This window comes from Microbacterium sp. NPDC055502, assembly GCF_053643635.1.
Genome location: NZ_JBSHKJ010000001.1, coordinates 207,319 through 219,433 on the forward strand (window position 1 = coordinate 207,319; position 12,115 = coordinate 219,433).

Genomic DNA, 12,115 nt, shown 5'->3' on the forward strand with positions numbered 1-12,115 from the left:
GGTCGGACGCCCTAGAGGTCGACGCCGAGCAGCACCGGCTCCGGCTGCAGCACCAGCCCGAACTCGGCGTGCACGCGGCTCTGGATGAACCGCGCCAGCTCCGCGACCTCCGCCGCGGTCGCCCCACCGCGGTTCGTGAGGGCGAGGGCGTGCTTGGTGGAGACCGAGGCGCGCGACCGCGGGAGCTTGAAGCCCTTGCGGATACCCGCCTGTTCGATCAGCCAGGCCGCGCTCACCTTCACGTCGGGCGCCTCGGCCCTGGTCGGCGGCACGTACCCGTCGTACGACGCGAGCGGGATGACCGTCACGGCGTCGAGGTCGGGGGCCACCGGCCAGCGCGGGCACTCCGGGGGCAGCGTGCGCGCCTGCGCAGCCGTCACGATCGCGTTCTGGAAGAAGGAGCCGACGCCGTGCGTGTCGGGGTCGTGCTCGTCGAGCAGCATGCCCTTCGACCCGCGGGTCGCCAGGATGCGCTCCCGCACCCAGGTCAGCGGCACCGGCGCGTCGTCGGTCAGCCCGAGCGCGCGACGGAGCTGCTCACCGCGCACCACCCGCTCCCCCGCGACCAGCAGGTCGACCGTCACCGACAGGATCACGGCGCGGCGCTTCGGCTCGCTGCCGTGGTGATGCTTGAGCACCGAGGTGCGGAAGCCCAGCCCGAGCTCCGCCGCGGGCACGGTCGAGATCTCACCCGTGGACTCGTCGATCAGCTCGACCTCGACCAGCGTCTCCTGGATCTCCTGGCCGTAGGCGCCGATGTTCTGCACGGGAGATGCACCGACGGTCCCCGGGATGCCGCTCATGGCCTCCAGGCCGGCGTACCCGTGCTCGACCGCGTAGGCGACGAGGTCATCCCAGCCGTGGCCCGCCTGCACGCGCAGCCGGATACGACCCGCATGCGGCGAGGGGAGCTCCTCGATCCCGGTCGTGCGGACGCGGATGACGGTGCCGTCGAACGGCTCGTCCCCCACGAAGAGGTTGGAGCCGCCGCCCAGCACCAACCACGGGTCGCCCCGCTCCCAGGTCTCGCGGAGCGCCTCGACGAGACCCTCGGTCGTGGTGGCGTCGAACATGCGCTCGGGGGCGCCGCCGGTGCGCAGCGTCGTGAGCTCGGCCAGCCGCAGGGGTTCGACCTCTCTCATCGGACGGCGACGCGCAGCTGCGCCTTGACGAGCACGCTCGTGTCGTCGAACGTGACCTTCAGGTCGATCCGCGCGGTGTCGTCGTCGACCGCGCCGACCGTCGCCGCCACATGGATGTCGGCACCGTCCACCGTGTCGACCACGACGGGCTTGGTGAAGCGCACGCCGTAGTCGACGATGCGCGTGGCGGGGTCGAGGGCAGCCACGACCACCGACGAGGCGATGCCCATCGTGAGCATGCCGTGCGCGAGCACGCCGGGGAGCCCGACCGATGCGGCCACGTCGTCGCGGTAGTGGATGGGGTTGAAGTCTCCGGAGGCACCGGCGTAGCGCACCAGGGACTCGCGGGTGAGGTGCACGGTGCGCTCGGCGACCACGTCTCCGACGGTGAAGCCCATCAGGCGTCCTCTCCCTCTTCCGCGCCGACGAGCAGCACGGTGGTGGCGGTGACCACGTGCGCACCCTCGTCATCGACGATCTCGGTCTCGCTCGTGATCATGGCGTTGCCGCCCATCATGCGGATGCCGGTGACCCGCAGCTGTGCGGTGAGCTCGTCGCCCGCCACGATCGGCCGCGAGTAGCGGAACCGCTGCTCCGCGTGGACCGTGCGCGACAGCTCGATCCCGGCGTTCTCGTCGCCCAGCAGCTGCTGGAGCGTGAGGTCCTGGATCACCATCGCGAAGGTCGGCGGGGCGACCACGTCGGCGTAGCCGGCTGCGCGGGCCGCCTCGACGTCGGTGTGCTGCGGGGCGTCGGCGAAGACGGCGCGCGCGAACTCGCGCACCTTCTCCCTGCCGACCAGATAGGGGGCGGTCGGCGGGAACTCCCGGCCGATCAGATCTTGGTTGACTGCCACCCCTCGATCCTACCGAGGGGGTGGACACCGGACGCCCTCGCGACCGTCAGTCCTTCGATCGCGCCACCATGTTCAACGTCATCCGGCTGGGGACGACCTTCACCCGGGAGGTGTGCACGATCTCGCCGGAGCGGTCGAGAGCACGCTTGCGGATGACGATGAGCGGATCGTGCTCGGGGCGCGCGAGCCACTCCGCTGTCTGCGCGTTCGTGAACCCCACGTCGATCTCGCGGTACATCTCCGAGAACTCCACGCCGTAGACGTCGCGGAGCACCTGGTAGGTGGAGGTGTCGTCGCGGATGTGCCGGTCGAATTCGGGGAAGCGGGTGAGGGAGTACCGGCTGTCGTCGATGGACAGCGGGATGTCGTCGAGGGCGAAGACGCGCACGAGACGGAACACCGGGTCACCCACCTGCACGCCGAGACGGCGCGCGCGCTTCTCGTCGGCGGGGACGGTCTCGGCGCGCATGATGCGACGGGACTTGACGCCGTCGGCGACGACCGTGTCGGCGAATCCGCCCAGCGTCATGGCTCCGATCACTTCGCGGCGCGGCGCCACGAACGTGCCGCGGCCCTGCTGCCGTCGCACGATGCCGAGGCTCTCCAGATCGGCGACCGCGCGACGCACCGTGATGCGACTGACGCCGAAGCGTTCGCACAGCTCCGGCTCGGACGGCAACCGCTCCCCTTCGCCGTAGGTGCCCGCGTCGATCTCGCGCAGGAGCAGCCCGCGGACCTGCTCGTGCAGCGGCGTCGATCCCACCCCCGGCGACAGCTGAGTCACGTCGAAGCCCTCCTCTCCGGCGCCGGATAGTGGCGCAGCATCTGCGCTCGCGCGTCGTCCCCGGCATGCACAGGGTATCCGAAGGCACCGCGCAGGGTGCAGGCGAGCGCCCCGCTCGTCGCGGCGACGTCGAGGCAGTCGCCGAGGTCGGCGCCGGCCGCCCGCGCCGCGAGGAACCCGGTGAGGAACGCGTCGCCCGCGCCGAGGGCGTCGACCGCGGTGACCGGGCGGATGCCGGTGCGATGCACGGACTGCGCGTCGAAGGCGAGGGATCCGCGGGCGCCCAGGGTGACCACGGCCGACCCGATGCCGCAGCGCACGGCGTAGCGGCCCAGTTCCTCGACCTCGGCATCGGAGAGTCCGCCCCCGGAGAAGAAGCCGACGTCGACGTGCGGTGCCGTGCTGCGGATCACCTCGGGTGACGCGTCGTCGGAGTAGTCGAACGACACCCGCGTCCCGCGCTCGGCGATGGCGGGCAGCTCGGGCTCCAGCGACGAGTACACCGACGTGTGCACGCGGGCGAAGCGGGCGAGATACTCGTGGTCGACCTCGCTCAGCCGCAGCCGCAGCTCGGATTGCACCCCGCCGCGGTTGGAGGCCACGAAGCGCCGGTCGCCGTCGTCGTCGAGGGCGACGAACGCCATCCCGTTGGCGCCGTGCACACGACGGACCCGGGCGGCGTCGACGCCGATCTCGTCGAGCACGCCGCGCACGTGGTCGGCGAACCGGTCGTCGCCCATGATGCCCATGAACGCGGCACTTCCCCCGAAGAACAGCCGGCTGTAGGCGGCGACGTTCAGGGCGTTGCCCCCGGGATAGGCGAGGTCCTCGTGCAGGTAGCAGTCGAGAACGTTGTCACCCACGCCGACGAGCGAGGGCGGGGGCACCGCGGCGAGCGCGGTGCGGAGGTCATCCACGTCCATGGTCATCCCTTCACGCTCCCCGCCGCGACGCCCGCCACGAAGTAGCGCTGCAGTGCGAGGAACACCACCACGATCGGGAGGGCGGCGATCGTCAATCCTGCCAGCAGCACCCCCCATTCGGTCGACAGCGAGTCCCGGAACGACATCAGTCCGGCGGGAATGGTGCGCAGCGCATCGGCGTCGATGTAGACGATCGCGAAGAGGAACTCGTTCCAGGCGAAGTAGCCGGTCAGCACGGCGGCCGTGGTGAGCACCGAGGCGCTCAGCGGGAGGTAGACGTGGCGGAAGACGCCGAACGAGCCGCAGCCGTCGATGGTCGCGGCGTCCTCCAGCTCGCGCGGGATCCCGAGGAACACCGACCGGATGAGGAGGATCGCCATCGGCAGCCGGAACGCCACGTAGGGCAGGATCATCGCCCAGGAGGTGTTCAGCAGGCCCATCGCGTCCAGCAGCCGGTACAGCGGGATCAGGCTCACCTGCGGTGCGACGACCAGGCCGCCCATGGCGATGATCAGGACGATGTTCGCGATCCGGCTCGACAGTCGCACCATGCCGTACGCGCACAGTGCCGCGATCGCCACCGTGGCCACCGTCGAGACGATCGTGACGACGACCGAGTTCACGAAGTAGTCGGAGATGCCGCGGTCCCAGGCGGCCGCGTAGTTCTGCACGAGCCAGACCGACGGCAGTCCCCAGGGGTCGGTGAAGATCTCGGACGACGACTTGAACGACGAGATGACCATCCACAGCAGCGGGTAGGCGATCACGACGGCGTAGATCACGAGGACGAGGTGGACGGGAACCTGGCGGAGACGTTCCGCCGGACGGAGCCGGGTGCCGCTCATCTCAGTCCCTCCCGCTTCGGAACGACACCATCTGCACGACCGACAGCACGAGGGTGATCACGAAGATCAGGCTGGCGATGGCCGAGGCGTAGCCCATCTGGTTCTGGAAGAAGCCCTGGTTGTACATGTAGGTCGCCAGCACCTGGGTGGTGTTGCCCGGGCCTCCCTTGGTGAGGATGTAGGGCTCGTTGAAGACCGTGAAGGCCCCAGAGACGGTGAGGATCATGGCGACGAAGATCATCTCCTTGGCCTGCGGCACGGTGATGCTGAAGAACTGGCGGATGCGGCCGGCGCCGTCGAGCGACGCCGCCTCGTAGTACTCCTCGGGGATCTGCTGCAGCGCCACGACGTAGAGCATGCAGACGTAGCCGATGCTCTGCCACTGCGAGACGCCGATGACCGCCCCCATGGCCGTGTCGACGTCGGCGAGCCACGCGGTCTGCAGGCCGCCGAGCCCGACGGCTTCCAGCAGGGCGTTGAGCAGTCCGCCACGGGCGTTGTAGACGAACGTGAACAGCAGCGCGATCACCGTCATGGAGATGACGGCGGGGAGGAAGTAGACGCTCCGCAGGAAGGCGCCCATGCGCGGTCCCAGCAGCCGGGTGAGCCAGGCCGCGATCACGAGAGCGCCCAGCACCTGGCACACGATCGACACGACCGCGTACAGGATGTTGTTGCCCAGCGCGGTCGCGATCACGGGGTCCGACAGCAGGCGGGCGAAGTTGTCGAGGCCGACGAAGCGCATCTCACCGGCGCCGGCGCTGAAGGAGAAGAAGCCGAAGGCCGCGTTGGCGACCAGCGGGTAGTACACGAACACCCCGATCAGGATGATCGCGGGAAGCACGTAGAGCAGGTTCGACCAGGCTCGGGATCGTGTTCTCATCACGGTGTCTCTTCCGAAGTGGGAGGGGCCGCCGACGGCGGGCGACGGCGGCCCCGAGGCGGATCAGGAGGCGTCGCGCACCCGCGTCGCCGCCTCCTGCACGGCGGCCATGACACCCTCCGGGGTCTGCTGGCCGCTGAGCATCAGCTGCGTCTCGGACAGGTACGCCTGCACGATCTGCGGATCGTAGGCGTTGTCGAGCCAGGTGGTCATCGCCGAGGCGTCGACGATCCCCTGCGCGAGCTCCTGGGAGATCTCGGGCACGTCCGCCTCCTCCACGGCACCCTTCACCGGGCTCAGCTCCCCCGCCCGCTCGGCGTAGGCGATGCCGCTCTGCTTGCTGAGCAGGAACTCCAGGAAGCGCTGCGCCTCCTCCGGGTGCTTCGTGGTCTTCGAGATCGCGAAGCCCTCCGGTGCCCCCGTCAACTCCTCCGGGTCGCCCTTGCCTCCCTCGACGGCCGGGAAGTTGAACGTGCCGTACTCGAACTGCGCGTCGCCGAAGTACCCCACCTCGGCGCTCTGCATGTACATGATGAGCGCCTCCCCCGCGATCCACGCGTTGCGCGCGATCTCGTGCCCGACGGCGGTGAGGTCGTCGTTCATGTACTCCGCCAGCTCCTGGAACCTCTCCAGAGCGGTCACGTACCCGGGGTCGGTGAACTCGCCGGTGGCGGGATCCTGATCCGCGGCGAAGACCTCCGGGTCGACCACGCGCTGGTTGAGCGTGCCCACGTAGTGCGCGATCGTCCACTGCTCCTGCGCGCCGTACTCGATGGGGGTCATCCCCGCGTCCTGGATCTCCTCCAGCACGTCGATGAACTCGTCCCATGTCGTCGGCGGCTCGAGCCCCAGCTCCTCGAAGACGTCCTTGTTGTAGAAGAACAGCTTCGACTGCATCCCCACAGGCAGACCGTAGGAGGTGCCGTCGACCTCGAAGGCCTCGAGCTGGCTCGGGTAGAAGCTGTCACGGAACGCGGTGTCCTCTTCGAGCCACGGCCCCAGGTCGAGCAGCGCGTCGTTGGCGACGAGCTCATCGACGAACGATCCGCTCCACGTGAAGAGCACGTCCGGGGCGTTCGCGGAGCCGGCGACGACCTTGACCTTGTCCTTGTAGGCGTCGTTGAGCACGCTCTCGACGGAGACGGTGATGTCGGGGTTCTCCTTCTCGAACTCCGCCACCATGTCGCTGTAGTACGAGTTTTTCGGCTCGTTCGGCCAGCGGTGGAAGAAGCTGATCTCCACCTGGCCGTCCGCGGCCTCGCTCTCGCCTCCGGCGCACGAGGCCAGGGGGACGACGAGGGCGACAGCGGCCGCAGCCGCCACGCCGATCCGGGTTGACGTTCGCATCATTGCGATCCTTTCGTTCCTAGTACTCCATGCGCCACATGTAGCGGCGCACGCTGAGGGGGTGACCACGGTGGTCGGCGAGCGCGTCCGCGTAGGCGCGCAGCACGATGTTGAAGAGCAGGTGGGCGAAGACGCCACGGACCTCGGGGGCGACGACGTCCAGGCCGAACTCCTGCGCGTCGAGCACCAGCACCCGCTTCGAGTGCTTCGTGACGAAGTCGACGGCGCGCTGCTCCACGGCGCGGGTCTCGTCGAGGCCGAGCAGCGCGATGAAGGGCACGTCCTCCTCGGTGATCTCGAACGGGCCGTGGAAGTACTCGCCGGCGTGGATCGCGGCGGAGTGCACCCACTGCATCTCCTGCAGCAGGCAGATGGCGAAGGAGTAGGCCGAGCCGAAGTTGGATCCCGCGGCCATGGTGTAGATGAGGGGCTCGCGGCGGGAGGCGTAGCCCCAGGCATCGGCGGCGGCGGCGTGCGCCTCGCGGGCTGCGGGAACGAGCGAGGGCAACTGTGCCACGGCGTCGTCGACGGCGGTCGCGATACCCGCCTGCTCGCGGTCGTCGAGGATGCCGGCGGCGAGGCGCAGGAGGAGCGCCGGCCCGACGTGGGCCTCGCTCTTGCCCTCGCCGTGCTGGTAGGCCACGACATGCTCCGCGGCCTCGGCCAACGGGGAGGCGGGGTCGAACGTGAAGGCGACGGTGAGGGCGCCGCGCTCGCGGGCGTGACGGGCGGCTTCGACCGTCTCCGGGGTGGTGCCCGAGTGCGAGCAGAGGAGGACGAGGGTGTCCGCGTCGACGCGGGACGAGGCGCGCGAGGTGAACTCGGCGGCGTTCAGGGCGGTCGCCTCGAGCCGGACGGCCTTCGTTCCGAAGAGGTACTCGATGGGCTGCATGACGGCGTAGGAGCCGCCGCAGGCGGTGAGCACGACGCGCGAGATGGTGTCCCGGGTCGCGATCGCCTGGCGAGCCGCAGCGAGCTGATTCTCGATGGCGGCGGAGTCGACGAACAGAGCGGTGGCAGACAAGATGGTCCCTTCTGATGACCGGTAGCAAACATCATGACTTGTTATATGACGTCATGTGATGACTGACGTTAGCGAGAGACCGGTCGGCTTGTAAAGAGGTCTGCGGAAAAAGGGGTCGCAGAAAACCTCCCGGCGACGAAGGACCCTGTCGGCGCGGGTCAGGAGCCGGCGAGCGGAAAGCGCGGAATCAGGCGCGACGACGGCCGCGGACGGCCTTGATCGCCATCTGCACCGCGATCACCACGAGGTACGCGGCGAACAGGATGTTGCCCACGGAGGGGTTGACGATCGTCGCGAGCCACGCGCCGAGCGCGGTCGTCGTGCACGCCGAGACACCGATGAGCGCGGCGGCGAGAAGGTCGACGTTCCGGTTGCGGAGGTTGCCGACGGTGCCGGAGATCGCGGTCGGGATCATCATCAGCAGCGACGTGCCCTTGGCGACCAGGTCGCTGGTGCCGAACGCGAGCATGAGCACCGGTACCACGATCACACCGCCGCCGACGCCGATGAGTCCGGCGAGGATGCCGGTGCCCACGCCGACGCCGACCAGGGCGATACCGGTGAGCCAGGTCAACTCGAACACGGCGTCACGCGAGGGGATCACCAGGAATAGGCTCACGATCACCACGACCAGGAAGCCCACGAAGCCCCAGCGCAGCGCGGTCTGCGAGATGCGCTGGAGCAGGCGCGTGCCGATCTGCGCGCCCACCACGGCGCCCGCGGCGAGGATCAGGGCCGGGATCCATGCCACCGATCCGGTGGTGGCGTACGAGATGACACCGACGCTGGCGGTCGGCACGATCGCGGCCAGCGAGGTGCCGGCCGCGAGCCGCTGGTCGAAGTGCAGCAGGAGCACCAGGAGCGGGACGATGACCGTGCCGCCGCCGACGCCGAACAGGCCGGAGAGGAGACCGGCGAGCAGGCCGATGCCGATGAATGCCGTGTAGGCGCGAGGCCCGCGTCTCAGGGCCTGCGCGTCAGTCACCGGACCAGCCTACTCCCGACCCCTCCCCTGCTCGAACCCGCGGCTCTCACACCTCGGAGTCGGCCTTCACCGGCACCGCGATCGACGCCGTGAGCGCCTGCTCGTACCGCCGCTGCCGACGCCGCAGCCACAGCCCGCCCGCGATGAGCAGCGCGAGCACGGCGTAGGCGACGGCCGCGAACGGCTGCGCGACGAGCGTCGTCAGGTCACCCTGGCTCAACTGAAGTGCGCGACGCAGCTGCTCCTCGCCCATCGGCCCGAGGATCATGCCCACCACGAGCGGTGCCACCGGGAACCCGTACCGGCGGAGGAAGTACCCCAGCACACCGATGATGAGCAGGATCAGGATGTCGACGACCGCGAAGTTCAGCGCATAGGCACCGAACGCGGCGAACAGCAGGATGCCCGCGTAGAGGTACGGCCGAGGGATCTGCAGCAGCTTCACCCACATGCCCACGAGCGGGAGGTTGAGCACGAGCAGGATGACGTTGCCGATGTACAGGCTCGCCACCAGCGCCCACACCAGGTCGGACTGTCCCGTGAACAGCAGCGGGCCCGGCTGCAGGCCGTACGTCTGGAACGCGGTCAGGATGATCGCCGCGGTCGCGGTGGTCGGCAGGCCGAGCGTCAGCAGCGGCACGAGCACTCCGGCCGCCGCCGCGTTGTTCGCCGACTCCGGCCCGGCCACCCCCTCGATGGCGCCACGCCCGAACTCGTCCTTGCGGCGGGAGAGCTTCCGCTCCGTCGCGTACGACAGGAAGGTCGCGACATCGGCACCGCCCGCCGGGATCGTCCCGATCGGGAACCCGATGGCGGTGCCGCGCAGCCACGGCTTCCACGACCTCCGCCAGTCGTCCTTCGTCATCCAGCTCCGCCACCCGCGCGCCACCGGGATCACGTCGACCGCACCGTGGCGCAGACGGGCGGCGACGTAGAGCGTCTCCCCCACGGCGAACAGGCCCACCGCCACCAGCACCACGTCGATGCCGTCCGCGAGCGGCAGCAGGCCGAGCGTGTAGCGCTGCTGCCCGGACAGCCAGTCGGTGCCGACCAGCCCGAGGAACAGCCCGACGCCGAGCGACAGCAGGCCCCGCGGCACCGAGGAGCCCATGAGCGCGCCGACCGTGACGAACGCGACGACGATCAGCGCCACGTAGTCCGCCGGTCCGAGGTTCACGGCGAACTGCGCCAGCACCGGCGCCAGCAGCGTGAGGCCGATCGTCGCGAGCGTGCCGGCGACGAACGAGCCGATCGCCGCGGTCGCGAGGGCCGCGGCGCCCCGGCCGAGCTTGGCCATCCTGTTGCCCTCGATCGCGGTGACGATCGAGGCGGACTCCCCGGGAGTGTTGAGGAGGATGCTCGTGGTCGATCCGCCGTACATGCCGCCGTAGTAGATGCCGGCGAAGGTGATCAGGGCCGCGGCCGGCTCCAGCGTGTAGGTGAGCGGCAGGAGGAGGGCCACCGTCATGGCGGGGCCGATACCCGGGAGCACGCCCACTGCCGTGCCGATCAGCACGCCGAAGAACGCGAACACGAGGTATTGGGGCTGCAGCGCGGTCGCGAAGCCCTCCAGGAGCAGGGTCCAGCTGTCCATCAGAGCATCCTCCCCAGCCAGCCGAGCGCCGGCCCCCACGGGAGCGACAGCCCGAGCAGTCCGCCGAACACGATCTGCACCACGAGCGCGATGGCTGCACCGACCAGCAGGGCCACCCACCATCGGCGTGCTCCGAGCGCCCAGGCGCCACCGCCGAACAGCAGCGCCGCGGCGGGCGCCCACCCGAGCGGCTCGATCAGCAGCAGGTGCGCCACCACGAGCGCCACGATCTTCACGAGCGCGAGCCAGTCCGTCGGAAGCTCCTGGTCGATGTCCTCGCCGTCCTCCGGGACGCCGCGGTGACCGCGGAGGATGCTCACGACCACGGCCACCGCCGACCCGAGCAGCAGCACCGACACGAACAGGGGGAACACGGTCGGACCCACCTGGGCCCCGGCAGGGACGTGGATGGAGAACACGCCGACGAGGGCGAACACACCGAGCGCGACCATGAGGAGGGCGAAGACGAGCTCGCCCCGCGGCAGAGACCCGAGCGAGCCCACGGACCGGCGTGTGCCGGTCTGCAGGCCCGAGGGTCCGGGAGACCCGGTCGACATGTCAGCCGACCAGCCCGATGTTCTGCAGCGTCGTGGTGACCTCACCGATGTTGCCGGTGAGGAACTCGTCGAACTCCGCACCGGTGAGGAACGCGTCGGCCCACCCGCGGGTCTCCAGCTCGTCCTTCCAGGCGTCCGACTCCTCCAGCTCGGTCACGATGCGCTCCAGCTCCGCGCGCTCGGCGTCGTCGATGCCCCCCGGGGCGATCACGCCGCGCCAGTTGGTGAGCACCACGTCGTAGCCCGCGTCGGTGATGGTGTCGACGTCGGGCAGCTGCGCGACGGGCTCGTCGGACGACACCGCGAGCGCCTTCATCGTCCCCGCCTCGATGTGCTGCAGGAACTCGCCGACGCCCGAGATGCCCGCGGCGACCTTGCCGCCGAGGATCAGCGACGTCGCCTCGCCGCCACCGGAGTTGGGCGTGTAGTTGAGCTTCTCCGCGATCTCCCCGCCGTCCAGGCCCGCCTCCTCCAGCAGGAGCCCGGCCAGGATGTGGTCGGCCCCGCCCGCCGAACCGCCGGTGATGGTCACGGCCTGTCCGCGGTCGACGACGTCCTCCACCAGGTCCTCGAGCGTGTCGTACTCCGACTCCGCGGGCACGACCACCACGAGCGGCTCGTCGGTGAGGCGGGCGATCGGCGTCATGTCCTCGATGCGGACCGCGGACGCGTTGGTCTCGACCGCTCCGACCATGACCAGTCCCATCACCATGAGCGTCGCCGGGTCCTTCTCGTTGGCGAGCTGCGCGAGGCCGACGGTCCCCCCGGCGCCTCCGACGTTCGTGACCGGGGCGGAGCCGACGATCCCCTCCTCCGTGAGCAGCTGCGACATCGCGCGGCCGGTCTGGTCCCACCCGCCGCCAGGGTCGGCGGGGACCACGATGTTCAGGTCGGTGATGGCGACGGCTTCGCCGTCTCCGTCCGAGCCTCCGGCGTCTCCGCCTCCCGACGAGCACGCGGTGAGAGCGAGGGCGGTGGCGGCGACCGCGGCGGTCAGGGTGGCGATGCGGACGTACTTCATGGCGCTCCTCCTTGAGCGTTCGAGTGCAATCCGTCCACCATCGAGGTGTGGATGCGGCCGCTCAAGCTTCCGAAACCATTGGTCGCGTTCCGTAAGTATTGGTCGCGAACGCCGGTCCGCGCGGCTCGCGCCCTGGTTCGACAGCCGGGAGAAT

Annotated in this window: 13 protein-coding genes; all 13 read right to left on the minus strand. The window is 69.8% G+C overall.

Features of this window, described 5'->3' with window-relative positions:
• Positions 1-11: 11 nt before the first annotated feature.
• The 13 genes from ACWH95_RS01035 to ACWH95_RS01095 all read right to left on the minus strand — a co-directional run bounded on the left by ACWH95_RS01035 (position 12) and on the right by ACWH95_RS01095 (position 11,961).
• A complete protein-coding gene (locus tag ACWH95_RS01035; protein ID WP_136028937.1) occupies positions 12-1,142 on the minus strand; it encodes a UDP-N-acetylmuramate dehydrogenase in 1,131 nt (376 codons plus the stop codon).
• Entirely contained in the window at positions 1,139-1,540 is a 402-nt protein-coding gene (locus ACWH95_RS01040; protein WP_136028934.1) for a MaoC/PaaZ C-terminal domain-containing protein, read from the minus strand. Before ACWH95_RS01040 ends, ACWH95_RS01035 begins: the two co-directional genes overlap by 4 nt.
• Positions 1,540-1,998 carry an FAS1-like dehydratase domain-containing protein gene (locus tag ACWH95_RS01045; protein WP_136028932.1) on the minus strand — a complete coding sequence of 153 codons (459 nt, stop codon included), beginning with the start codon at positions 1,996-1,998 and terminating at the stop codon, positions 1,540-1,542. Before ACWH95_RS01045 ends, ACWH95_RS01040 begins: the two co-directional genes overlap by 1 nt.
• A 46-nt stretch (positions 1,999-2,044) precedes the next feature.
• Positions 2,045-2,782: a GntR family transcriptional regulator gene (locus ACWH95_RS01050; protein ID WP_136028931.1), complete on the minus strand. Its 738-nt coding sequence runs from the start codon at positions 2,780-2,782 to the stop codon at positions 2,045-2,047.
• Positions 2,779-3,711, minus strand: a complete 933-nt coding sequence (locus ACWH95_RS01055; RefSeq protein WP_168442773.1) for a PfkB family carbohydrate kinase — start codon at positions 3,709-3,711, stop codon at positions 2,779-2,781. The genes ACWH95_RS01050 and ACWH95_RS01055 overlap by 4 nt, the downstream gene beginning before the upstream one ends.
• Positions 3,708-4,550 (minus strand): carbohydrate ABC transporter permease, encoded by an 843-nt coding sequence (locus ACWH95_RS01060; RefSeq protein WP_454120017.1) that lies wholly within the window; start codon positions 4,548-4,550, stop codon positions 3,708-3,710. The genes ACWH95_RS01055 and ACWH95_RS01060 overlap by 4 nt, the downstream gene beginning before the upstream one ends.
• Before the next feature lies 1 nt (position 4,551).
• Entirely contained in the window at positions 4,552-5,433 is an 882-nt protein-coding gene (locus tag ACWH95_RS01065) for a carbohydrate ABC transporter permease (protein ID WP_136028925.1), read from the minus strand.
• Positions 5,434-5,496: 63 nt separating this feature from the next.
• Positions 5,497-6,783 (minus strand): extracellular solute-binding protein, encoded by a 1,287-nt coding sequence (locus ACWH95_RS01070; protein WP_454120018.1) that lies wholly within the window; start codon positions 6,781-6,783, stop codon positions 5,497-5,499.
• Positions 6,784-6,799: 16 nt separating this feature from the next.
• Positions 6,800-7,804: an SIS domain-containing protein gene (locus ACWH95_RS01075; protein ID WP_136028921.1), complete on the minus strand. Its 1,005-nt coding sequence runs from the start codon at positions 7,802-7,804 to the stop codon at positions 6,800-6,802.
• Positions 7,805-7,991: 187 nt separating this feature from the next.
• Entirely contained in the window at positions 7,992-8,789 is a 798-nt protein-coding gene (locus ACWH95_RS01080; RefSeq protein WP_454120019.1) for a sulfite exporter TauE/SafE family protein, read from the minus strand.
• A 46-nt stretch (positions 8,790-8,835) separates the two neighbouring features.
• Positions 8,836-10,383: a tripartite tricarboxylate transporter permease gene (locus ACWH95_RS01085; protein WP_136035981.1), complete on the minus strand. Its 1,548-nt coding sequence runs from the start codon at positions 10,381-10,383 to the stop codon at positions 8,836-8,838.
• The gene (locus ACWH95_RS01090) at positions 10,383-10,940 is read right to left on the minus strand and encodes a tripartite tricarboxylate transporter TctB family protein (RefSeq protein WP_454120020.1); all 558 of its coding nucleotides are present in this window, start codon (positions 10,938-10,940) and stop codon (positions 10,383-10,385) included. Before ACWH95_RS01090 ends, ACWH95_RS01085 begins: the two co-directional genes overlap by 1 nt.
• A gap of 1 nt (position 10,941) precedes the next feature.
• Positions 10,942-11,961 carry a Bug family tripartite tricarboxylate transporter substrate binding protein gene (locus ACWH95_RS01095; RefSeq protein WP_206252867.1) on the minus strand — a complete coding sequence of 340 codons (1,020 nt, stop codon included), beginning with the start codon at positions 11,959-11,961 and terminating at the stop codon, positions 10,942-10,944.
• Between the last annotated feature and the right edge of the window lie 154 nt (positions 11,962-12,115).